This window comes from Paenibacillus sp. MABNR03 (genome assembly GCF_050455445.1).
GTDB classification, from domain to species: Bacteria; Bacillota; Bacilli; order Paenibacillales; family Paenibacillaceae; genus Paenibacillus; species Paenibacillus xylanilyticus.
Map to the genome: position 1 here is coordinate 1198231 of NZ_JBCIYR010000001.1, position 24840 is coordinate 1223070.

General features: G+C 43.3%; 16 protein-coding genes. 2 read left to right on the forward strand and 14 right to left on the reverse strand.

Translation table 11 applies throughout. The annotated features are described in order from the left end of the window. The first annotated feature begins 25 nt into the window (after window positions 1–25). Window positions 26–412 carry a winged helix-turn-helix transcriptional regulator gene (locus AAIH57_RS05160; RefSeq protein WP_413036910.1) on the forward strand — a complete coding sequence of 129 codons (387 nt, stop codon included), beginning with the start codon at window positions 26–28 and terminating at the stop codon, window positions 410–412. Between the two features lie 355 nt (window positions 413–767). Here AAIH57_RS05160 and araA read toward each other — a convergent pair whose 3' ends face one another. From araA to AAIH57_RS05190, 6 genes are all read right to left on the reverse strand, one after another. Beyond that, window positions 768–2261: an L-arabinose isomerase gene (gene araA / locus AAIH57_RS05165; RefSeq protein WP_413036911.1), complete on the reverse strand. Its 1494-nt coding sequence runs from the start codon at window positions 2259–2261 to the stop codon at window positions 768–770. Window positions 2262–2276: 15 nt separating this feature from the next. Continuing rightward, a complete protein-coding gene (locus AAIH57_RS05170; protein ID WP_413036912.1) occupies window positions 2277–3326 on the reverse strand; it encodes an aldose 1-epimerase family protein in 1050 nt (349 codons plus the stop codon). A gap of 35 nt (window positions 3327–3361) precedes the next feature. Next, window positions 3362–4240 (reverse strand): class II fructose-bisphosphate aldolase, encoded by an 879-nt coding sequence (locus tag AAIH57_RS05175; protein WP_430020789.1) that lies wholly within the window; start codon window positions 4238–4240, stop codon window positions 3362–3364. Window positions 4241–4280: 40 nt separating this feature from the next. Beyond that, window positions 4281–5804, reverse strand: coding sequence for an FGGY-family carbohydrate kinase (locus AAIH57_RS05180; protein WP_430020790.1), 1524 nt, complete (start codon window positions 5802–5804; stop codon window positions 4281–4283). Window positions 5805–6157: 353 nt separating this feature from the next. Further along, window positions 6158–7096: an alpha/beta hydrolase gene (locus AAIH57_RS05185; RefSeq protein ID WP_430020791.1), complete on the reverse strand. Its 939-nt coding sequence runs from the start codon at window positions 7094–7096 to the stop codon at window positions 6158–6160. A 76-nt stretch (window positions 7097–7172) separates the two neighbouring features. Further along, window positions 7173–8324 carry a pectin acetylesterase-family hydrolase gene (locus AAIH57_RS05190; RefSeq protein ID WP_430020793.1) on the reverse strand — a complete coding sequence of 384 codons (1152 nt, stop codon included), beginning with the start codon at window positions 8322–8324 and terminating at the stop codon, window positions 7173–7175. 206 nt (window positions 8325–8530) lie between these two features. On the opposite strand from AAIH57_RS05190, the gene AAIH57_RS05195 reads away from it, so the two are divergent. After that, a complete protein-coding gene (locus AAIH57_RS05195; RefSeq protein WP_430020795.1) occupies window positions 8531–8956 on the forward strand; it encodes a TetR-like C-terminal domain-containing protein in 426 nt (141 codons plus the stop codon). Window positions 8957–9086: 130 nt separating this feature from the next. On the opposite strand, the gene AAIH57_RS05200 is transcribed toward AAIH57_RS05195, so the two are convergent. The 8 genes from AAIH57_RS05200 to AAIH57_RS05235 all read right to left on the reverse strand — a co-directional run bounded on the left by AAIH57_RS05200 (window position 9087) and on the right by AAIH57_RS05235 (window position 24797). Next, a complete protein-coding gene (locus AAIH57_RS05200; RefSeq protein WP_430020796.1) occupies window positions 9087–10016 on the reverse strand; it encodes an AraC family transcriptional regulator in 930 nt (309 codons plus the stop codon). Between the two features lie 57 nt (window positions 10017–10073). After that, a complete protein-coding gene (locus AAIH57_RS05205) occupies window positions 10074–12902 on the reverse strand; it encodes an alpha-L-rhamnosidase (protein WP_249912581.1) in 2829 nt (942 codons plus the stop codon). Between the two features lie 333 nt (window positions 12903–13235). Continuing rightward, a complete protein-coding gene (locus AAIH57_RS05210) occupies window positions 13236–15695 on the reverse strand; it encodes a glycoside hydrolase family 2 TIM barrel-domain containing protein (RefSeq protein ID WP_249912582.1) in 2460 nt (819 codons plus the stop codon). Window positions 15696–16410: 715 nt separating this feature from the next. Next, entirely contained in the window at window positions 16411–17439 is a 1029-nt protein-coding gene (locus AAIH57_RS05215; RefSeq protein ID WP_249912583.1) for an alpha/beta hydrolase, read from the reverse strand. 465 nt (window positions 17440–17904) lie between these two features. Continuing rightward, entirely contained in the window at window positions 17905–20538 is a 2634-nt protein-coding gene (locus tag AAIH57_RS05220; protein ID WP_430020798.1) for a glycosylhydrolase-like jelly roll fold domain-containing protein, read from the reverse strand. Window positions 20539–20651: 113 nt separating this feature from the next. Beyond that, on the reverse strand, window positions 20652–22805 hold the full coding sequence (locus AAIH57_RS05225) for a glycoside hydrolase family 3 N-terminal domain-containing protein (RefSeq protein ID WP_430020799.1): 2154 nt from the start codon (window positions 22803–22805) through the stop codon (window positions 20652–20654). Between the two features lie 175 nt (window positions 22806–22980). Next, window positions 22981–23853, reverse strand: coding sequence for a carbohydrate ABC transporter permease (locus AAIH57_RS05230; RefSeq protein WP_430020801.1), 873 nt, complete (start codon window positions 23851–23853; stop codon window positions 22981–22983). An 11-nt stretch (window positions 23854–23864) separates the two neighbouring features. Then, complete coding sequence (locus AAIH57_RS05235; protein ID WP_430020802.1) at window positions 23865–24797, reverse strand: ABC transporter permease; 933 nt, start codon at window positions 24795–24797, stop codon at window positions 23865–23867. Window positions 24798–24840: the final 43 nt, after the last annotated feature.

The following is a 24840-nucleotide window of genomic DNA, read 5'->3' on the forward strand; positions in this document are numbered from 1 at the left end:
TAATGGAGAGAAAGGAAGATATACTATGGGCCGCATCTGTAAGGATGGTATCAACTCTGATTTAATCAATGGAGACTCAATTGTATATGGAATAATTCATACCCAACATGTACTTTCAGGAAGATGGAAGCTTATGATTCTTTGGCTTCTCTCAACACAAAAGCGACGTTTTGGGGAGATTAAGTCCATATTCACTGACATTTCACAAGGCTCCTTAACTAAACAACTAAGGGAATTAGAGAAAGATGGGTTTATTGAGCGCCATGTTTTCTCAGAGATTCCGCCCAGAGTGGAATATTCATTAACCGAAAAAGGAATAGATTTTCTTCCTATATTAAAAAGTGTAGAACAATTCGGGGAAAAGCATGGGCGAGATTCTCTTAACAAAAAACAATCTGATGATTTGACCTAACCTACCACCGTTAAGTAACAGCCTAGTAAGCACTATAAAATCAATAGGACGTATAAATTTTCGGTTACGAAAACACCAAAGAAATTCACTATCTCACTATTTAAATTGGCGACTTTCTTAAACTTTAAGATGTCCTCCCCGTTGTCTTCTTTTACGATTACAATGGGTACATTTTAACTTGAGGTTGGAAAATCGGAAATAACGTTACTGGAAAAATCGCTAAAGTGATGAGTGGTAAAACTAAATCCGCCACTATGTAGTTAAAAAGTCTACCAACAGTTTTAGTAAACTAATGGTAGACCCTAGCTTATAATTGGCTTTGTTCGGTTCAAATGATTTTCAAGTCCAACACTAACTAGTGATTCAATCTATAATAGAGATCATTCCAGCGGATTTCATTCTCCAAGGAATCCAAAGTGGTCGAAGTGTTGATAACTAGGCATTCAATTCCTGCCATGCGCGCCCAATCTTTAAGCTGCTCGCTCGTTACATGGAAAGAGAATCCAAAGTGATGTGCGCCCCCTGCAAGAATCCAAGCCTCTGCCGCTTTAGTCAATGACGGTTCGGGTTTCCAGAGCAAGCTGGCTACGGGAAGGTGAGGCATGCGTTTTTCATTCTGTACCGCATTCACTTCATTAACGATCAAACGGAAACGGTCACCCATGTCCACCACGGTTGCGTTAACCCCTTTGCCGCTTGCTCCATTAAAGATCAGACGGGCGGGGTCACCCTTACCGCCTACAAATAGAGGGTGCACTTCAATTCTCGGTCTGTCTGCTGCTAGTGTCGGGCATATTTCCAGCATATGTGAACCCAGTACCATCTCGTTACCTTTTTGCAAATGATACGTGTAATCTTCCATGAAAGAAGTACCTTTGTTATCGGCCATCATTTTCATCATCCGTACCAAGGCTGCCGTTTTCCAATCTCCTTCCCCGCCAAATCCATAACCTGCTGCCATTAGACGCTGTGCCGCCAACCCGGGCAACTGTTTTAAACCATGCAGATCCTGAAAGCTGGTCACAAACGCAGTATAACCACCTTCATTCAGGAATTCAGTCAGAGCAATTTCCATTCTTGCCTGTTCACGGATTGCCTCTCGTTCAGCTCCTTCAATACGACCGTTATCGGTGAAATCATACAATTCGGTATATTCATCCATCAGTTCCCGTACCTTGGCTTCACTCACTTCTTTAACGCGTTCGGCTAAATCACCCGCTGGATATCCGTTAATAGTCCACCCGAATTTTATTTGTCCTTCGACTTTGTCCCCTTCAGTCACAGCCACATAGCGCATGTTATCACCGAATCTGGCGATTTTCATAGTTTGGCTCTCGGTGTAACCAGCGGAGGTCTTCATCCATGCACCAATTCTTGTGCGAACCTCTTCATCTTTCCAATGCCCTGCAATAATTTTTCTTGCCGTTCCGAGGCGTGCGCCAATAAAACCAAACTCCCGGTCGCCATGCGCCGCTTGATTCAAGTTCATAAACTCCATGTCGATGCTGTCCCAAGGAATGTCCACATTATACTGGGTATGCAGATGAAGCAACGGCTTGCGCAATTGATTCAATCCAGAGATCCACATTTTAGCTGGTGAGAAGGTATGCATCCATGTTAGGATGCCCGCACAGTTTTCACTGGAGTTTGCCTCAAGACAAACACGGCGAATCGCTTCAGGAGTAGTGACTACTTCTTTGAATTGAATGGAGTATGGAAGGTTAGCCTCATGATTCAATTCAGCAATCATTTTTTTGGAGTTACTCTCTACTTTGGACAATACATCATCTCCGTACAAACCTTGACTTCCTGTCACGAACCAAAATACATAAGGTTTAGCATGCAACATATCGTTATCCTCCACTTAGTTAGATTTAAAATTTAATTCAATTTCATATTGAACGGTTTCTCCTGGCTGAAGCATCCTTAACGAATCGGTCTTGCGCTCCTCCGCTCTACCTTTGGTCCAGCAATTGGACGGTTCTATTCCCAGTACATGCTCACCAGCACCTGGCATTCTCCACTGTACCAATCTGGGTAACGTTACTGGATCCCACTTCAATTCCACGGTGAGGCCCTGTGAAGTAGAATTAAAATCGTTTACAGGGAATGAAGGACTAATAATCTGGACACTGATCTTCTCTTGCTGCTCTAATGGTTCATGGTAGTAAACTTGTTCCGCAAAATGAGGATCTGGGGCCTGCCACTCGTGTAACCTGGACATATCCATTCCTGCATCACGAAGGGTAGATTTACTTTCCGGCAATACAATGATCGTATCTTCCATTAGCAGAGGAAAACCGAAGTTAAAATGATATAGCATCATGTGCGGCACTGGTTTGAAACTTACATTTTCGACCGTATCCATAATCTTCAGACGGTTCTCTCCGAGCCTGCTTTGGATTGTCCGAGTTAGTCGTAGTGTATGGCCGAAAATCGATGTTTCCTCCAATACTCCGCGAGTGAACATCTCATAATCGCTTCCATGCCATTCTGCGTGATAGGAAGTTTGACGGGCTGGAGTGTGATGAATTTGTCCGTGCAAGCCAAATGTTCCATACTCATCCTGTCCCGATGCTCCTACCTGTGATAAACCACAAGTCATCAGCAAACCGCCTGAAGCTGTGCGGAGCCAGTTATTTCCTTCTGCGTCATAGTAAGAAGAATGGGGATTTCCATTGCTTGCAGACCAGCTAACCGGGATACCACAAAATTCAGCTAACGAGATATCCATCCCTTTGCTGGGGTTAACCCAATAGGAGAGTCCGGCGCCCGTACGCACTTGAAACGCTTCTTGACCTGCCTCCGGTCCTTCCTTCATCACAAAACGCTGTACTCCTCCAAGTTGATCTATTCTGCCAACCCTAGACTCCAATTCACGCCGGGTCCATTCCTTGCCATAAAGTCTTACCATCACTGTAGCTCCTTCAAATTTTGGTTGGTCAAGTTCTAGGCTTTTCCCGCACTCCCGAAAATTCTCATTGTTCGTACAATATCCTCCTGAATGGCCTCCATTGCCCATTTAGAAAGATCATGGTAGTAACTTTTTTTGTTTTGATCGCTATTTGCATTCAATTTCGACTGAATTATATTGGCCACCTCAAATGCCATGTTAGAATAGTAGTTAAGCTTGCGAATTCCGCATTGTATGGATTTCACATAGGCTGCCTCATCCAAACCGGATCCTCCATGCATCACCAGCGGCATGCCGGTTATATCCTTAATTAACTGCAGGCGGTCAAAGTCCAGAACCGGTTCTTTGGTGTAGACGCCGTGTGCGGTTCCATAAGCGACGGCCAGTGCATCGATATTTGTATGTTCTATAAATGTTCTGGCTTCCTTTGGATTGGTGTAGATATCATCCGAATCATATTCTTCCTCTTCTTCCTCATCCCCGCCGCCCTCAGGGCGAAGTATCTTGCCAAGCTCGGCTTCTACGGAAACACCGAGAGCTCTTGCAATTTTGCTGATCTCATTCGTCTGTCTAATATTCTCTTCAAGCTGCAAATGTGCACCGTCAAACATGATAGAGGAAAAGCCAAGTTTCATCGCATGGATCAGAATCTCATGATCTTGCCCATGATCAAGATGCACAGCAACTGGAACCTTGGCTTTTCTCGCGGCTTCTAGAATAATCGGAGCAATAACCTCAAGCGGCACAAGGGGAATATGAACTTCAGCGAAGGAAACAATTACCGGCGATTGTGATTCTTCTGCGGCGGCAATGATGCCCCGGATCAATTCCAGATTAATAACATTGTAAGCACCAACGGCATAATTCTTGGCTTCAGCATCTTTCATCAGCTCATTCAGAGTAACTAAAGGCATTCTTATACATCTCCTGTCTACTTTTCGTTCAGTCAGAAATCTACCTTTCCATGGCTTCGTTTGACATTACTTCGTTAACCGCTTGATACAAGCGTTTATATTTGGCGTAATTCTCGTCATATTGCTTCCGATTTTTTGCTTGAGGATGAAATGTTTTATTCACTTTCACCAAACGTCGTGTAGCTTCCTCATAAGAAGAGAACTCACCAAGCGCTACTCCGCAAAGGATGATGGTGCCTAATATTCCAGCTTCATCTATATCAAGTGCAACGATCGTTTTATTCATAATGTCTGCTTTGATTTGTAACCACAGATCTGACTTGGCCCCGCCACCACAAGCTCGTAATTTATCAATCCGGATTCCCGCTTGTTCCAGGCATTCTATATTTTGCCTCATCTCATAGGTAACGCCTTCCATTAAAGCTCTAAATAAATCTGACTTCGTAGTGTTGAAATCAATCCCTAGTACAGCTCCTACTGCCAAAGGGTTCATATACGGAGTGCCTGATCCTGCGAAGTGCGGCAGCACCAGAATATTGGTGGGACTGTCACTAACGTTCTCACTCATAATGTCATATACACTTCGTCCCGTTAGATCCGCTTCCATTTTCTCTTCATAGCCAAACTGATCTCTATACCATTTGAGTAAAGAACCCCCCGTAAAATTAAAAGCGTAGGTTGCATATTTTCCTTTGATAAATGGAACCAGAGCTAGATTGCTGGATGCCATATCCTGTTGATTTATCGTCTCTTTACTAAAAACCGGTGTGATACACTCTACTGTTCCAATTCCATCAACAGCCGAGCCTTTTTCTGTTATCCCCGCTCCTATAGCAGCGCACACCTGATCATGCCCGCCTAATACCAGTTTGAAATCAGAAGGTAACCCGAAGTTTTGTGCTGCCTCCAGCGAAATCTGACCGACTACTGTTCCCAGAGCTGCAATCTCCGGAAATATCCTTTTGTGTAAGCCAGCCACCTCTATAATATGTTCATCCCACTGGAGCCTACGGACATCAAATGCCATTGTTCTGGAGGCCAAAGAATAATCCAGAATAGGGCCGGCACCCAGCTTGTAAAGAATATAGGAGCCAAAAGGAAGAAACGTATGAATCTTTGCATAAATATCCGGCTGCTCCTCCCGGTACCACATCAATTTAGAGAGCGTATACATTGAATGAGGCTTCAAGCCTGTTTTATGGATAATTTCATCCGCTTCTATTTTTTTGATAAACGCTTTTAATTGCTCATTTCCCCTGCTGTCGATATAAAGCAAGCTGTTCCCAAGCTCTCTGCCTTCCTTGTCGATGAGAACTGCAGCTTCTCCAAAGGAAGAAATTGAAATACCAGCGAGATGAGTACTCCGTTTGTTATACTCTCTTATTACAGAATGCATTATGGATTGAACTGCTTCCCAAACAATCTGAGGATTCAATTCAAAATAACCGCTTATCGGCGACTCCATACTGTATTCCTCATACGCTTGAGCCATCACATTACCATCAGAATTCGTAATTATGCACTTCGCTCCTGTCGACCCAATGTCCAATCCAATTAAATCCATTTCAGCCCTCCTTCGCCTCCCTACTACTCTATTTTAGAGAGGGAACAGATTGACTTCTTGCTATAACTTGCTGAACCATGTATTAAAAATTGTTTATTCTACCATTACCAGCCGACACAAGGCGGGAACACCCACGCAGTTACTTGACAAGCTTCATTGGGGATCTACATGTAAATGGCTATGCCGGCTATCATAAGTTGCAGCTGAAGAGAACGCAGCGGGGGAATTACCTACAGCTTGAATCAGTGGGAAAACAGGGAAACTTACAGTATTCATGAAAGAAGGACGGCTGGAAATCGACACAACGTAAAATAACCCACATCCTGGTAAATTAGGTGTGGGTTATTTTACGCTTATTTTGATATTTGCACATCCTGCCAGTTAGCATTATTTAGAATCTCCGCATTTTTCCCAAGGAATGCCTTACCTGCTTCTTCATCTCCCTGCAGGTGGTACATCATCCATGCTGTCAAATATCCATCAGAGTGTACCAGCATATCTTCATGGTCAGCATTCACTGCCCTGGCTCGGACTTTCAAAACATCATTGGTAATCAAATCGTAGTTTTTAATAAGGGATGATAGCGGTGCTACTCCTATTCCGTTATCCTCTCCCGTATCATTTTTGAGAGTGCCGGCTGTCATAAAATAGGGGATGGTGATTTTACTTACATCGTAGTTCCACCCCAATGCTTTCGAGAGTTCAAAATTTGCAGCACTCCCTGTAAAAATTGTTTTGTAGTAATGACCGTTTTCTTGAGCGGTTACGGCGTTGATGGCTCCAACACCACCTTGAGAATACCCTGCTATCCCAATATTGTTAATGTCTATTTTCCCATAGAATATATTATCGGCATTTGAATTTAATTCGAGCATTAAGTCAAGGCTTTCTGCGTTAAACTTACCACTACTAGACATACGGTCTTCATTCCCCACAACTACAAATCCCCATGTCGCAAGATGCTTAAAAAAGGGTTCGTATCTGCTCGCACTCATGTCGCTAGCATTTGCAATCACAATTAGAGGATAAGTGTGATCGGTATTTGTCAATTTAGTCGGGTACCAAACTTTAGTCTGAACACCTTCATCATCATTTGAATCATATTCAATAGTAGAAACATCATACGTTCCCATTTTGATATATTTTTGTTCTAACGGACTTTCAGTCTTGTAAACATCAGAATAGCCTTCATCTAAAAGTGGCTGCGTCGATTTCCATTTTCCATAAATAGTCATGGAAACCACCATTATTACTATTATTCCCAAGATGATTAACAAAATTTTTCCTATCATCTTCAAAAATCTCCCTGTATTTTTCATAAACTTGTCCTTATCTGCTTTCCCCGTAGGTACAATATTCTGAAGACTATCAATATTCTTTTTCTAATAATTCAATTCCATATTGTTTGATATCACCATTTACTGCATCAAGTATCCAATCACTTATGCTCTTCTTACCATTTAATTTATCAAACACATTACTTGAAATGATTGTGTGTTGTGTCAGGTTTAGCTCCTTGTTATAAGACAGGCCATCCCAGATGTAGATTCCCACGCCTGGTATATTGTTTTGAAGCCCTTCAACCATCGCTTTCAGATTTGACTGAAAAACATCACCACTTTTATCGGTTGCCGACATTTCTCCATGATCAAGATATGCCTGCCACTTCGCCAGCTCCCCATCTCGCACAGAACTATCAAACAATATTTTCACGCTATCTCCACGTTTGTCAGATAATGCCGTCAGGCTGTCAAGCACGATATTGTCCGTATTGAGACGTTCTGATATTGGTTGTGGGGATTTCCAGACATTCTCAGATATATCCTGCCAATCATCTGTGAGCAGCAAAGAACTGTCAACAGCAACTGTAACATTTGAGGTTGATGGATAATAATCAATAACATCATCTGCAAGTAGTGATGTTCCAAATCCCCCAGCAGAAAATCCAGTAACAAGGAGTGTATCCGGCGTGCCAGTATACTTTACTGCCTCTTTCATGAAAAGAGAGAAATTAGTATAGCCATAATGATATAACGTTTTTGAGTTCCCCTTGTCATCCGAATAGGCATATTCACCTGTTCCTGAATGAAAATCGCCTGTACTGTATGGAAGAACAAGGATTGTCCAATCTTTAAATGGGTTATCTTCTGTATCACTTGCAATTCCCATCTTAGCGACGAAATCTTGGTTTTTTACCACATCTGCATAAAAGTCTTTTGGATGCGCTGCAGTGTATTCATTTATACTTGCTCCACCACCAAAGAAATACACCATAACCTTATTTTCGCTTCCTAAACGAATGAATCCATTCCATTCGCTCCCATCAGACGATTTTGCCTCTTCCGGCGTAATAGCATACCACTCTCCTACTTCCGGGCTTCCCTTCAATTCCGGAAAGCTGATTAGAACGGAGTTTTTTAGCATAACAAAAACTACGATAGCCAAAACCGCAATTACTATAAAAATGCTTATCATTGTATTCCGCAGAATATGCCGTTTCTTTCCATTTGACTTTTCCATACATTACTCCCTTGACAAATTGAATTGTTTATTATAGTCTTCTTTCGTTGTGACAATTGTATCAACCTAATTGACTGATCGTCAATGCAGCCACCAAAAATGAGACAAAAGCAAAGGAATGTATCATCATTAATAATCAACAGAAGAACCGATATGTCAAAGAACAGATTACGACTACACTCATTCAGCTTATGCAGAAACGTACTTTGTCTGACATTTCCATCAGCGAAATAACAATGAACGCTGAGGTTGGCAGAGCATCCTTCTATCGTAATTTCTCTGATAAAACAGATGTCCTCAGACAGCACGTTATGTATCTGACACAAAAATGGGGATCTGAATTTGAAAGTAACCCAAACTCCAATCCGCAGAACCTTTTTGGCAGTCTGTTTCAGCACTATAAGGACAACGACAATTTCTATCTGCTTTTGTACCGTAACCATCTGACAGAATTGATTCTTGATACCATTTTGGATATCTGCGGCCCCAAGGGTGAATCATCAAACATAGATGCCTATAGAAAGTCTTTCTTTGCCTATGGACTATATGGCTGGATTGTAGAGTGGATGATGCGGGGCATGCAAGAATCTGCTGATGAGATGAATACTTTACTTACAACTGCATTGCAATAGGCTCAAGAAATGACATAAGCCTGTGTTGCGTTCTATGGTGTGGCTTGCTTGAGTTTGAAGACGAGTCCGAGTAATACTGCTAAAATAAAGACCAACCTACAAAGTGAACTTTGGAAGTTGGTCTTACGTTTTACTTCAATAAATTAAGTACCTGTTTAATATCTTCATCAACATATTTGTGATCTTGAACTTTGTCATCGTTCTTCAACTCCAGCTTCCCATGCTTGGACTCTATTCTAAACTGTTTTGGTGTCATTCCATATTGCTCCTTGAAGCTGGAAGCGAAAATCTGGGAATTAGCAAACCCATTCATCATTGCAACGTCAATTACTCTTTCATTGGTGTGCAGGAGCATTTCATAAGCCTTTCTTAACCGTACATATTTTAAATAGGATTGAAAACTCATCCCCATCTTATTTTTGAAGAAATGAGAGAAATAATACTTACTTAGATACTCATGATTGGATATTTCCTCCAAAGTTATCTTCCTGTTATAGTTTAGATCGATATAATCTAGGATTCGTTCTAACCTTTTCAGATTGTCATTTGATTTTTCCAGATTTTCTTCATCAATCATATTTATTTCAAATTCTCTGATAAGACTGAGGATAATTTGCTGTAGGATAATGGAAATTTCAATAATAAATCCTGTCTCTTTAGTATGAAATACTCGTAAAATATTTATTAAAAAACTTTTTAATGTAGCATATTTGTCCAGTGATTTTAGATCCGTAACACTATTACAAATAAACTCCATTTTCTCAATTTGGGGATGAAGATTCTGGAACATATTCATATCCATTTGTATGATCACGGCTAAATTTTGATAATCCGTACCCGTAAAGGAATGGACATTATTCGAGTTAATCAAGATTAGATCGCCTTTTTGCATACAATAGTCATGGGTTTCCACATGAACTTGGAGATCGCCTTTAACTAACATGATAATTTCCAACTCTTGATGCCAATGTAAAGGAACAGTTTCTATTCGACAAACGTACATTTTGATGGACAGGTTATCTGTATATTTGATTAATTCTTTTTTGTATAAGTACTTCATTTCTCTCATCCCCTAAATAGCTTTTTCGGGAATATCTGTCGTTAAACCTGATGAATGTTATTTTATTTGGCTTAAACGTTCATCCATTTGATCCAAAATATGTGTAGGCAATGAATAGAACGCTGCCAAATCCCGGAGGGAGGAATTACCCATTGAAGCGCCCAAATCATCCGGATTGACTTTAACCTGTTCAGACATCATTGTCCGTATGAGCGGTGCAGCCTCATCGTGGTGCAAAAGTTCAATTAGTGGAGTTTTCGTGCTAAATATCCTCAAATAACTCTTGGTCGGAGAATAGCTGATCGAATAGCTTCCACTGAATAATTCCAATAGGACCTCTTCCTCAAGTTGTTCTCCGGTTATGTCAGTAAACTCCCAGGTAACACCGTTAATTTCTAAATCCTTTAAATGGGCATGGGGTAATCGTATACGGGCAGATGCATTGAAAGGAATATCAAAAGTAAAATCAAGCCTTCCTTCCTTATCAATCTCCCATCCGCTACGATAGGTGCCCGATGCGGTTTCAACTGTTGCTTTCACCCACTTCAGCCGGTTATCCGGTTGCGGGACGAGCTCCACGCGCTGGAAACCCGGGGCCTCCTCAACGGGATTAATTCCCGCCATGCAACGATACATCCATTCTACGATTGCGCCGTAAGCATAATGGTTTAAGGAATTCATGCCTGTACCGCTAATCGTTCCGTCTGGTAGAACTGAATTCCACCGTTCCCAAATGGTCGTTGCACCCAGCTTCACGGCATAAAGCCAACTCGGGTAGTCGTCATTAAGCAGTAAAGTATAAGCAAGATCATTACATCCATGATTTGTCAGTACATGATTTAAGTAAGGTGTTCCGACAAACCCTGTTTTCAGGTGATTACGGTCAGCTTTTAAACGCTTCCGTAGAGCCTCAACCACTTTGTCGATATAGTCTTTTGGAACCAAATCCATAAACAGCGCAACAGCGTATGCAGTTTGTGTATCGATCGCCAACCGGCCTGTTATAGTAAAAAATTCCTCCTGAATTGCAACTTTAATTTCCTTTGAAATACGCTCATAGTATGCCGCTTCTGCTTCCTGCCCTAATACCTTCGCTGCTTTGGCCACAATGTTTGTTGAATAACAGTAGTAAGCAGAGGCGATGAAATCCTTATCGGTTCCGCCGAAAGGAGAATCCGGATTGCTGCTGTCTAGGGAAAGCCAATCTCCAAAATGGAACCCTACCGTCCATAGTCTACGTCCCCCTGAGTCCGTATCTTTTTTTATAATGTAGTCGGCCCATCCTTTCATGCTTTCAAACTGCTGCTGAAGAATGGTCACATCTCCGTAATGTAGATATACATTCCATGGAATAATTACGGACGCATCTCCCCAAGCGCTGGAACCACCCACACGAATATTAGCAGCAGGAACAACCACCGGAACCTCTCCTTGGCGTTCCTCCTGTTCACTTCCAAGGTCAAAGCAATACTTGTTGAAAAAAGCATAGGAATCCATATTAAAACAGGCGGTACCAGAGAATACCTGAGCGTCCCCCGTCCAGCCCATTCGTTCATCCCGCTGAGGGCAATCTGTTGGAACATCCAGGAAGTTCCCCTTTTGTCCCCACTTTGCATTCTGAAACAAGCGGTTGATCAGAGAATTGTCGGTCTCAAAATGCCCTGTATCATCAAGGTCCGAATAAAGAACACATCCAGTAAAATCCTCAGAATTCAATTGTCCGATCCAGCCTTCAACCTTTACATATCTGAATCCATAGTAGGTGAAGTAAGGACGAACGATCGTTTCCCGTCCATCTGCCGTAAATTGATGTTCCGCCAATGCGGTGCGCAAATTATCTCGGTAGAAATTTCCTTCCTGTAGCACTTCGCCGTATTGTAACCGAATGATACTTCCTTTGGGAGCGTTGGTCCGATATTCGATCCAGCCTACCATGTTCTGCCCCATATCCAAGACCGTCTCGCCCGCTGGAGTATGAATCACTTCGAGAGGCTTCCTTTTCTCCTTGATCACTACAGGAAGACTAAGCCTGGCCTTGAGTCGATCATAGCCAAGTTCAACTTCTCTAACGGGATAGTTTTCAGAGGCTTGAAAAGTTGCATCATAAATTTCACCGTCGTATAAATTTCCCGATATAATTTGACTTTGTTCCGCAGTCCATGAGTCATTGGAAACAATGATCTCAGTTGAGCCGTCCCTGTATGTCACAACCATTTCATATAGAAGAGCAAACGTATTACCGTAGATCTCGCTCGAATGGCCGTCAAAACCAAAACGCCCTTTGTATAAGCCATTTCCAAGCCTTACCGATATCTCATTCTGACCTGTTTGCAGAAGTTCGGTCACATCATATGTTTGATATTGCAGCCATTTATGATAATTATTGAAGTTAGGTGTCAGAAATTCGTTTCCGGCTTTTAGACCGTTAATATATATTTCGTAAAGCCCCAGTCCACATACATAGACTCGAGCCGAAGCAACGGGGCCTTTCAGCAGTAACGATTTTTTTAAAATCGGATGAATGGTCTTATTGAATTTTGGAGTGATCCATGTCCCTTTCCACGCTTCGTTCAGCTTGGCTGTCTCAAACCACGCAGTCTCACTTGTGGCGTGTTCTCCATTATCCGCCCATACCTCCACACGCCAAAAATAGCGGCATCGCGGTATCAATTCTAGCGGAAGCTCAAAGGCAAGACTGTTGATATCCTTCCTTGACCCGCTGTCAAATATGACATTTTGGAATTCATCGTCAAGCGCCACGACATACCGGGCTGCCACTTGCTTCTGGCCTTTCGTATCGGTTACAGTGTATGAAAATCTCGGTCTGCCTAAATCAAAGCCCAATGGATTCACCACACGGTTGGTTTTTAAATGAATAATTTTCATGAGAACCTCTCAGAATTAGTTTTTTTAATATCCATCACACACATCACTTACCTAATTATAGATTGGCGCATTTAGGCGACGATATAGAGGAATACAAGCATACATATCGTATTCTTAATATGATTGGGTCAGCATAGCTAAAACAAAAAATGCTGCCGTCAATGGGTAATGGCAATTGAAACCGTCAACCTTGTATTCTTTTTAACGCTTCTATAAAAACTGTTTTCTGATCCTTAAGAAAACTGTAAAGGTTATTAAATCGTATGACAAAAAAACAGTTCCCCATCCGAATCATCTGGCGATCCAGGATGGGGAACTGTTTTTGCTTATCGCTTACACTACAGGTATTTCAATCGTTACGCTTTCTGATTTCTCAGTGGAAATAATCAGCGTAGCAGTTCCTTTTTCCACACCAGCCCGAACGACGACCTGCATTCGACCGTTGTAAGTCTCATGCATCGAATCGAAATAGTTCTCTTCCGTTCTCGCTCTTCCCGTTCCACTGCCTTGAATGACGGCTGGTCCCTCTATGGCAACTGTAACTTTCCGCTGCACCGCCGTATTAAGGATTCCGCTGGCATCAACAAGTTCAATGTTAACGTAGCAAAGATCGTTTGACCCTGCACGCAGATCTTCGCGCTCCTTGGTCACTTTCAGTTGCGGTGCTCCGGCCGACTTCAGGTTGTAACGTCCGACTTCCTTGCCTCCGATGTAAGCAACAGCTTCAACTTCCCCTGGCTCAAATGTGGTATCCCACTTGCAGTAAAATTTCTTGAAATCGTCTCCAACCGTCTTCCTGCCTTGAGATTTACCATTGATAAATAGTTCTGCTTCCTCAGCATCCGAGTATACCTCAACTACGACTCCTTTGCCCTCCCAACCGGGCCATGTCCAGCTGCTTATGGAATCCGTCCAGCCCCATAGGCTCAATTTTGCATCTCGACCATAGTACTCAGGTTTCTGCACGGCAATGTAGGGCTTGTGACCGCGTCCACCCCACACAATCTCACGCCAATAGGAAATCGGAAGCCGGTGACCCGTAATATCGAAATCCCCGGTCTGGGCGGTAATCCATGGATATGGAGCATAGACAATGATGCCTGGGTCTCCTTCATAACTGACTTTGCCGATGCCAACCTCACCCAGGTAATCCCAAGCGGTCCACGAAAAGTCTCCCAATACAAATCCGTTATTTTTCACAATTTCCCATATATGGTCCAGTGCTGCCGGATGTGACTCTGCGCCAACAAAGGTTTTATTGTTGGACTTCTCGTGTTCAATGAGGTACCGTTCAGGTGAATAATTGTAACCTTCGATGTCTAGCACTCCCAGTGCTTCCTCGATCATGTCTTGAATGATGTTACTTGATGAAAATTGACCCATAAGCGGTCCCATCGCTTGCATAACCTGATTAATCTCACCGCTATCCAGCGAACTGCTTAATTCAGAGAATCCTTGGTCAACTGCGATTTCTTTGATCCTTCCCAAGGTGGTCATGATTGGATTCACGCCATTGGTGATGTAACGGGTGTCATCCAGTGAACGAATCTTCTCAATAATTTTTCGGCCCAGAATGTTACCATGTCGAGAACCAATTTCCGCAAGTTCATTACCGATCGAATACATGATAATACTAGGATGGTTGTAATCCTTGCCAATCATGCGTTCCACGTCCTGTTCCCAATGCTCTATAAACGTTGTGGCGTAGTCATAATCGATTTTGCCGTGCGTCCAACAGTCGGTCAATTCATCCATCACAAGCATACCGTGCTTATCGCAAGCATCCAACAGCGTTCTGCCCATCGGGTGGTGGGCAGCGCGTATTGCATTGTAACCTGCTTCTTTTAGCTTACGAATCCGGCGTTCTTCGGCGTCTTTGAAGGCAGCGGCGCCAATGACTCCGTTATCATGGTGAATGCATCCTCCCTTTAACTTCAACGTCCTACCATTGATGCGCAGGCCATGAACGCTGTCCAGCTGCAGCTTGCGTATACCAAATGTCGTGATGTCTTCGTCCACAACCTTGTCGTTCAACTTTATGACTGTAGTACAAGTGTACAGATTCGGGTTATCCGTGTCCCAGAGTTTAGGAGACGACAGTGTTATTCTCTGCCAGGCCGATATCTCACCTCGGGATGCTACTGAGAATTTCGTCGCCTCCTCGCTTACTACTTTTTCTTCAGCGTCCTTGATTGTGGTGATTGCATAACCGGTGTGCAGTCCCAGATTCTCATTTTTGATCGCGATCCCAATTTGGAGTACGGCCAGATCCGGTTCTGCATCTACTGTTGTAATCCGAACGCCGTCCATGGCAATATAAATCGGTTCCGCTTTCATCAGTTTGACATTACGGTAAATCCCTGAGCCGGTATACCAACGGCTATTGGGTTGGGAGCCGTTCTTCACCACAAGCTTCACTTCGTTCTCTTGTCCGTAGCGAAGAAAATCGTTGATCTGCACATAGAAATTCGTGTACCCGTAATCATTTTTACCTGCCAGATCACCGTTAACATAAACGAAAGCATTCATGTAAACGCCTTCAAATTCTAGAAAGACAACTTTCCCCTGATCCTCTTTTGGTAAAATGAGTTTCTTTACATACTCATAATTTCCGCCTTGAAAATATGCTCCTCCTGAACCAGCAGGGTTATCTGCGGAGCGCTCCGTCAAGATCATCGCATCATGGGGCAAATCCACATGCTGTAAATTTTTCTTAATACCCTTCGTAGAAGCTTCAATGATGCTTATATTATTTCCGAATGTCCAATCTTTGTTAAAATCCAGCTTTAACACTCGCTTCTCCTCCATTTCACTGAGAAAACTGCATCAACATGATTACTAAATCTGAATTCATTATAGGCATCCCCTAGAATAGATTAATATAACGGAAATGAAACTCTGATAGCGCAATTTTAACTATTTCTAGTCAAGCCTCTGCCTTGTGATTTGCTTATCTAGTACTAAGTGTTTTACCGACTTTTGTCACCACAAAAAACACCCTAAGGTGTTTTTCGGTTTAGTCAGATTAATTAAATGAATTAATTTCAGTTTAGAGATCTAGTTTTGACCGATCCTCCAGCGGCAGATACCGCAACTTTGCATCTACCATATTTTTATTTAAGAGAATTTATACCTTCCATCGTTTGTTACTTCAAACTTATTTCTCTTAATTTTGTAAGTAGAAGAAATATAAAGAATATCAGATTTTCAATACCATTGATCCGTCAGCACCAAAGCTTAAAGGTAGCGTCCGGAAACAAAGTATCTGGTGCGCTTTTCAGAAGGAGGTCCTCACTGAAATACTCTGAGCCTACTGCAACCAGATACGTGAGTGCAAGTCCGCCCTTGAACAGCAGAGTGACCATAGCGTACGCTGCTTCTATAGCGAACTCCAAATGTTGTTCTTATTTATGTAAACAGGATTAAAAAACTCCCGAGGACTCGTAGAGAGCGCCTCGGGAGACGGAATTGTGCTGCTAAAGGCATTGTGCTGTCTTTGGCTAATAGGTCATTTATTAAATATACTTTGGAGCAACTCAATTTTATATTTTTCGCCCGCTTCGTTATTTTCGATATCAGCTACACTAACAGTCTCGCCGTTTTCATCCTTCTTCTCTACTGTATATCCGTGATTAGTATCGAAGTATTTAATATTTGTATAAATGCCTTCCTTCTCCAATATCTTTGCATATCGTTCGCCCTGCAAATGAAGCGGGTCTTGCTTTCCAAGGATAAAATAAGCAGGGGGAAGCTTCTTGAGTTCTTCCGCTGAAGCATAGGGAGGAGATACAATTGGGTCATCAGTGGGAACATCAGGAAAGAAGGTATCATGGAGCTGTCCAATAAACCCACTAAAAATTCCTAAATCATCCTCTTTAGGTGCTGTAAAGTCAAGAAAGGGCATTTCAAGGAGTTGCGCAGCAACTTTAATGTTTTCTCTTGAAAGAAGCAGCGCAGTACCGGCAGTAATGTGTCCCCCAGCACTTCCTCCGCTAATGACAATATTGTCAGGTTGAACTTTCAAGGATTCTGCATTTTCCTGCAGCCATTTTACCGTATCAGCCATTTCTTCCTGTTGGTAAGGGAATGGCTCTGTTTGAAGCAATCTGTAGTTAAGATTGACAACGATGCAGTTAGCTGAGTCTGCGATCTTTTTATTAAATTCATCTCCATCGATTGCATCAAAGCTGATCCACGCACCACCATGCGCATAGACAAACACCGGAAGATCTTCCGTACGTCCTTCTGGTTCATACCAGATGGCTTCTACTGGATCCTTACCATCTCGTTCAATAACTATTCTCTTACCCAAAGTATCCTTTTCATTCGCTTCTTTTCTGATTGTAATAGCGTTTTCCCTTATTTTCATAACGCCGAGCTTACTCACTTTCGTTCCGCCTGCGGTATTAAGCCAATAATACGCTAAAGCACCGATGCCCGCGATTGCAATAAACGCGATAAGGATAGCAACTCGGTAACGCTTGAAAAAGCTTTTTTTTTCTGAAGTATGTTCTGGAATTCCATTATTTTCACTCATGTAATAACCTCTCTTATTTTGTGAATTGACGATAACACTTATGCTTAGCTTGAAGTTCATTAACTCTCGCTTCAATCACTTTTAATTCATAGACAATCCTCCTAACCCTTTTAGTTTGATTTTTTCAATAAGGTGTTTCCGTATCTTTGTTCTTTCATATTTTATTAGTGGAACCTAAACTGAAAATAAACTGATGTAAAAGGGTGCAATTGATTCACAACTCATAGGTATAAGTAAGACGCGGAAGGCATAAGGGGATTAAGTCACCCTGACAAAAGGCAGTTCCCTTTTGAATTCAAGATAAAATCAGGATGGGCAACTGCCTCATTCATAAGTTAGCTCTTTAGTTTTAACGTCCATATTCCTTGTCATCTTTGTAAGCGACAGCTTCAAGCGTACCCGTCTATGAGATCCAATGCTACAGGATGCGGTAGCTACTTATTGCCATGTAACTCCGAAAAAATTCTATCGAGCACTCAACCGGACAGGTCCAAGAAGACCACTCGGTTCATGCTGTGCTACCCGGGAACAGAAATCCGTAATCTCTTTTGAAAGCGTATTGGTTACTTCAACAGAAATGGTATTTTCTCCTGATTGAATAAGCTTACTTACGTCAAAACGGTAGGGTGCGCTGATCCGGACACCAGCGGATGTGCCGTTTATGAACACTTCCGCTGTTTCAAATACTTTCCCAAGATCAAGAATAAGTTGTTTTCCGTTAAGCCCATCGTAGTTCAAAAATGTTTCATATCGGAACGTCCCTGAGAAGTCGGGTAGAAGACTAGGTACACTTAGATCGGTCAACTTTTGATGCTCGGCCCATGGGGTAAAGTGAGGATATTGTTCTGAGATTGCTGTCGAGATAGACCACAATGATTCAATCAGAATCTCCTCACCATCTCTTTTCAAGCCCGGCGCTGTCTCGAATGGTTCAAAGCAATCGCTTGATAGCACAACAATCGCCTCAAATGGGGACAGCTCGAGCGAGATTCGGGTAGAATCACCTTCCTGAACACTGCACGTATGGATAACCTTATTGGAATAAGCATCATAGAAGACAAGCGAACCCTTAACCGGTAGAATCACTTCCGTACATATATCCTGAATGGGGTGTTCATTGAAGAACATAAATACATCCATATCCTGATGCCGTACATGATAGTATCGCAGAAACGGGTAGCTGCCGTCCGTGAGGATATCTGTAAACCCGGAGCTTTTTAACTTCTGCGCTAAATCTTCAAGTGCAACTACTTTTACATGTTTGCATCGTTTTAATTGCTCTACAAGTTCCCCTTTCCCACCCTCGCTCGTTCTTGCTGGTAGCCCGCCCACAAAGAAAACCGGCAAACCTTTCTCCGTTAATTCAATAAACCGCAGCAATACTTCACTCGGAAGTGCTTCACTGTATGGAACGATTAAACAGTCATAAGTTTCGCTCAACAACGTCAGTTTCTCGTTCTGAACTGCTGCATCCGCAATGATCGAATCACACGGCACGACATCGCAGTCAATCTGCGCACGCATTAGTTCCTTTACCGGTTTATGAAAATACATATATTGTCCTGACCATTCTGCCTCCGCATGGTACAAAACCGCCGCCGATGCGATGTGCAATCCGCCGGTCAGGAGATGAGACATGCGATTAGTATAATGATTTAAATGTTTGTAATAACGATATTGCGGATTTTTACCTCGTGCATACATATGCGGCGGACAATCCGGATCGGGGAACTCCTTTGGAGAGAACGCATGAGGGACGAAGTAATTAACCCCACGTACGAGCATGTGGTCAGTCATCCACTTCATCAGCTTCAGACCTTCGGCCCAACCGTAAGCACCGAATACTTCAGCCATGGTTCTGCCTTGCTTTTTCGGATCGAGATGGGACAGCGATGCCGCCATCTTGGCAAGACCATAGTTGAAAAACTCGTTGTCTGCTTCACCCGCAACCCATGCCGACGGGATTTCATCAAAGCCGGGATTAAGCTGCCACAGTACGACATCCAGCCCCGACATGTCCTGTCCCCCCAACGCTCTGAAGAAATGCCCGCTACCGACACCCAAACGTGCGTGTGTATTGTTGTCTTCGATTACATGACCAATATATTCGATTTTCCGTTCTCTACACCAATCACCGATTTGCTCGGTGAAGTGTTCGGCATATAGCATGCTTACCAGATTCATATAACAATAGCGGGTCTTCGAAGTTGCCTCCTTGCTGCCATTTTGCCATAGCAAGGGTAAAAGTGTTTTATAGTCAGAACCCAGTTCTTGCTCAAGCAGCCGTTCCATCTCAGGGCACCATGGCAAATCTGCCTTATCTTGCCCAACGGTAATCTCATAGTTGGTAATAATTGCATTCTTTCCACTGTAGAAGCCCGGCTCATCCGAAAAGAAGCCTGCAAAGGTATTCCCGAAGTATTCCTGGTAACGTGAGTAAAAGGCTTCATACACGGTATCGATCAAGACTTTGGTTGAATCCTTTATAAGCGGATTCAAGTAATCCCGCTTGGAAGGATCTCCTCCGATGGCATTCTCAAAAACCGTAAATATTCTCCAGTATCCTTCAGGTACATCCCAATACAATCTGCCGTTCACCACCCGTGAAGTCAAATCAATAGCCTCGTCTAATAATTCGCCTGTAACAGAGTTCCGCTGAACCGCAATGACAGTCAGGTTGGACGAGGCGGCTTCATAAAATCCGGGAAGATTGGGAACGGCCACAGCAAATGATGAGCCCGCCTTTGGTCCTAGAGCATCAATATGCAGTTTGGATAGAAAAACGCGGTGCAATTCTTCCGGCGCGTCCTTTAACCGGCCGGCAGCGTGACCTGTTGGAAAGTGATCGTCATCGAGAACCCATACTCGCATTCCTCGTGTCTTGGCTTCTTCTATAATTATATCCATGTCTCTCCACCAGTTCGGTCCAAGAAAGTCGGGGTGCGGACGTGCTTCAACACATACCGCACCTATACCCGATTCGTGAATCCGGGCCATTTCTTCCCGAAGAACCTCTTCATCTTCCCCATGCTGCCAAAAAAACGGCAAGATATAGTTAGCTTCCCTTCCGGATAGAACATCATTTAATTTATTTGGCACTACAAGACCCTTCCCTTCTATTTTTAACTCATTGATTTCGATTCGATGTAAATAAGTAATGATCTCGCTATGTTCTTTTTCTGAAAAATCGCAGTAGAGCAAGTTTTACGGTTTTACAGCCAGAACCTACTTGACAGACAATCTTCTGAATTACCTCCCACAAAAATTTCAAATTCTCCTTCTTCAATAACATAATTCATACTCATGTCATAGTAGCCCATTGCCTTATAGGGGACTAGAAAATCGACTCCGCTTTCCACTCCTGCCTGCAATGGAATCTTCGTAAAATCAACCAGCTGTTTTACAGGCCGGACACGCTTCGCCACGATATCGCGGATATAACACTGAATAATCTCAGTTCCATCGCGATCTCCGGTATTCCTTACCTTAACGGACACTCTGATTCCTTCATGCTCTTTCCTCACCTGCAGATCCGAATATAGGAATGTTGTATAGCTTAAGCCATATCCAAACGGATAAACCGGCTCAAGCGGTGTGTCTAAATATTTTGAAGTGAATTTACTCTTTCCTCCCGGGCGACCGGTATTAGTATGTGCATAGTAAACCGGGCATTGCCCGCTGGAATAAGGAAAGGTTGTGGTTAATTTAGCGGATGGATTTATTATCCCGAACAGTATATTTAAGATGGCATTCCCTGCTTCTACACCCGGATGCCATGCCTCGACAATTGCATGTACGTTGTCCGCTACCCACGGGATTGCTAGGGGCCTTCCATTAAACAGAACGGCAATCACCGGTTTACCTGTTTCTATTAATCTCTTCAATAAATCGATCTGTTCTGTGGGCAGCTCTATAGAAGCACGACTGGCCGCTTCACCACTCTGATTTTTGAATTCTCCAATAGCAGCGACATAAACATCGCACTCTTCAGGAATCACTGTATCTTCAGCCATGTAAATAAAGTTAATTCCTTGAGCCTTGCAAGCATCGACAAGGCTTACACAGTCTTGTCCGTCTGCTTTGATGGCCCAGGCTCCCGTCATCTCCTCCCGGTTATTGGCCAGCTCACCCATTAAACCCAACTTCACCCCATTTTTTAAAGGCAGCACATTATCGTTTTTCAGCAGAACGATGGATTTCTCTGCAGCTTCTCTTGCCAGGGAACGGTAGGCTGGCTTCAATATAGCAGCTTTCTCACGTGCTTCCGAAGTACGGTACGGTTGATCAAATAATCCCAGTTCAAACTTAATCCGCAGGATATCAGCCACAGCTCTATCCAGCACATGTTCTTCCACATCACCGTTAGCAATCAGTTCAGCCAGCGTTTCAATGTAAGCATTCGAGGTCATATCCATGTCGAGTCCGGCTTCAATGGCCTGCTTAGATGCATCTGCTAGGTTCTCTGCAATTCCATGAGTGACACATTCTGCAATGGCATTCGCATCGCTAATGGTCATTCCGTCAAATCCCCATTCACCTCGAAGAACACCTGTGAGGAGCCATGAATTCACCGTGCATGGCATTCCATTAATATCATTAAAAGCGGGCATGACCGCTCTTGCTCCGGCTTTAATACAAGCCTCGAATGGCGGGAGATATTCTTCGAATAAACGCTGCATCGATATATCCACCCGGTTGTAATCTTTCCCCGCCTCCGCTGCACCATAACCGGTAAAATGTTTAACGCAGGCCACCATCGCGTCTTCCTTTGTCAAATCATCCCCTTGAAATCCATTTACTTTTGCAGCACCGTAAATGGATGACAGTAAAACATCTTCTCCTGCCCCTTCACTGACACGGCCCCATCTGGCATCCTTTGCTACATCCACCATTGGAGCGAATGTCATATGGACACCGCCTGCAGTCGCTTCTTCTGCCGATATCCTTGCTGTTTTTTTCCATAATTCAGGCTCCCACGCGCAGCTTTCTGCAAGCGGAATTGGTGTTACGGTGCGATAGCCATGAATCACATCGTATCCGAACAAAAGTGGAATACCTAGACGCGTTTCAGTTACAGCTATTTTTTGCAGCTCATTAGCCTTTTTCGCATCATTTAGTCCATTATAGGAACCGATTTTGCCTGCTCTTAAGTCTTCCTCGCGAAAATCCTGTTTAGCTGTACTCATCATGATCTGGAAATCGGCTTTGCTGATCCTTCCGTCAAACACCATATTAACTAGTTCTTCGAAGCTTACATCAAATGCTCCTACCAAAGATGGTCCACACTGCTGAAGTTGTCCAACCTTTTCTTCTATGGTCATTTTAAGTAATAAGGATTGAATTTCATTTTCGTAATTCTTCTTCAATTTGATTCCTCCGGAAAATATAAATTAAATTTAGCTACCAGTCATTACTACATATACATTGAGTTTTTCAAATTATTTATAAATAACGACCATGCGTCCGTTTCCATCGCTTCCAGTACTGCTGATTTCTTTTTTTTCTTCATATGAACTTTGGCCCTCCCATTCCTGAATGTACTTACTCCTTCACAGCACCAATGACGATACCTTTTGCAAAGAATTTTTGGAGGAAGGGATAGATCAGCAAGATCGGCAAAGCTCCGATGAAGATTTGTGCAGAATTCAGGGACACGGCATTGAATTTCGCGGCCTCTTCTGCATTCTTGATATCAATATTCGGCATGGATATGGCAGCTTTCAAAAACGTACTCAGCGGCACGTTCTCCGGCTTCATATAGATTTGACCGGATAACCATTCATTCCATTCGCCTACCACGGTGAACAGACCCACGGTCGCCATGACGGGCAGCGATAAGGGCATCATCACTCTTAGATACACTTTCCAGTGCCCGGCACCGTCGATAAAAGCCGCTTCTTCCAGCTCTTTCGGCAATGCCTTGAAAAAATTCATAATCAGGATGATGTTAAAGACATTGACCATCGTCGGCAGGATCAGCGCCCATATCGAGTTATACAGACCGATTTTGGTTACTACCAAATACGTCGGGATCATTCCCCCGTTAAACAGCAAGGCTACAATAAAAAATCCGACAAACCATCTGTAACCTGCAATCCCGTTTCGTCCTCCGCCTTTGGAGAGCACATAGGCTGCCATACTGGTCACCAGCAGTCCCAGTGTGACACTTAACAAGGTCCGCTCTACCGAGATCCAGAGGGAACGAAGTAATTGGGTATCTTCCAGTGCCTTGCTGTAGGAACCCAAGTTCAAACCAATCGGCCAGAACGTCACTTTATTGGCGGATACGGCTGCACTGGAACTTAAAGATACAGACAACACATGCAGAAAGGGCAGAATGCACATCACGGCCAGCATGATCATGACCAGATTGTTGATGAGTTGAAATGTACTGAATTTGGCTGTTGTACGCATAGGTCCACTCCTTAGAAAATCTTGTAACCTGCAACTTTGTAAGCGATCCGGTATCCGACTAGAATCAGGATCAGGCCCACCACAGACTTGAATAATCCGATGGCTGTACCGAAACTGTAGTTCCCACCGATCAAGCCAATGCGGTACACAAAGGTATCGATGATATCGCCGCTTTCGTAGACCAGCGGATTGTACAAGTTGAAGATCTGGTCAAAGCCTGCATTGAGCACGCCGCCCAGAGAGATCGTCAGCATGACACAGATGGTGGGGATCAGACTTGGGAGGGTGATATTCAACATTTGTTTCAGTTTGCCCGCTCCGTCGATTTGAGCGGCTTCATATAGAGCTGGATTAATGCCAACCAGAGCCGCCAGATAAATGATGGACCCGTAGCCGAATTCTTTCCATGCGTCCGTCAATAGCACAATGGGCACAAACCAGTGGTTGCTCCCCAGGAAGAACACAGGCTCCTGCCCCAAGGCTTTGAGCAGCTGGTTCACCAATCCATACTCCGGATTCAGCAGCTGGATGAAAATGCCCCCGAGCACCACCCAGGAAATGAAGTGAGGCAGAAACACAAAGGTCTGAACCGATGTGCGCAGAAATTTATGTTTCACTTCATTGATCAACAGCGCAAACCCAAGCGTACTGATCATGCCGATGACTAATTTGAGGAACGAAATTTTCAGTGTGTTCCAAATGACTTGGATGCTGTCGGGATACTCAAATAAAAACTTGAATTGGTCTAACCCGACCCAGGGAGAATTGGAGATCCCCAGATAAGGCTTATAATCCTGAAAGGCCATTAAGAGGCCGCTCATGGGTACATAGACAAAGATCGCAGTCAGTACCACCGCAGGCAGGATCATCAAATATAATCCCCCGCTACCTTTTGTTCTGGATAATTTCATTTTTTTTGCCGGTACAGCAGTATTCATGCCCATGATCTAAATCCTCCCAGCTGATTCTTATAATCCATGTTCATTT

Coding starts and splice junctions, on each gene's coding strand:
- AAIH57_RS05205 (WP_249912581.1), bottom strand. CDS start 12,902: ATGAAAATTATTCATTTAAAAACCAACCGTGTGGTGAATCCATTGGGC.
- AAIH57_RS05175 (WP_430020789.1), bottom strand. CDS start 4,240: ATGCCTTTAGTTACTCTGAATGAGCTGATGAAAGATGCTGAAGCCAAG.
- AAIH57_RS05235 (WP_430020802.1), bottom strand. CDS start 24,797: ATGGGCATGAATACTGCTGTACCGGCAAAAAAAATGAAATTATCCAGA.
- AAIH57_RS05190 (WP_430020793.1), bottom strand. CDS start 8,324: ATGGAAAAGTCAAATGGAAAGAAACGGCATATTCTGCGGAATACAATG.
- AAIH57_RS05160 (WP_413036910.1), top strand. CDS start 26: ATGGGCCGCATCTGTAAGGATGGTATCAACTCTGATTTAATCAATGGA.
- araA (WP_413036911.1), bottom strand. CDS start 2,261: ATGTTGCATGCTAAACCTTATGTATTTTGGTTCGTGACAGGAAGTCAA.
- AAIH57_RS05170 (WP_413036912.1), bottom strand. CDS start 3,326: ATGGTAAGACTTTATGGCAAGGAATGGACCCGGCGTGAATTGGAGTCT.
- AAIH57_RS05180 (WP_430020790.1), bottom strand. CDS start 5,804: ATGGATTTAATTGGATTGGACATTGGGTCGACAGGAGCGAAGTGCATA.
- AAIH57_RS05215 (WP_249912583.1), bottom strand. CDS start 17,439: ATGAGTGAAAATAATGGAATTCCAGAACATACTTCAGAAAAAAAAAGC.
- AAIH57_RS05230 (WP_430020801.1), bottom strand. CDS start 23,853: ATGCGTACAACAGCCAAATTCAGTACATTTCAACTCATCAACAATCTG.
- AAIH57_RS05200 (WP_430020796.1), bottom strand. CDS start 10,016: ATGAAGTACTTATACAAAAAAGAATTAATCAAATATACAGATAACCTG.
- AAIH57_RS05185 (WP_430020791.1), bottom strand. CDS start 7,096: ATGATAGGAAAAATTTTGTTAATCATCTTGGGAATAATAGTAATAATG.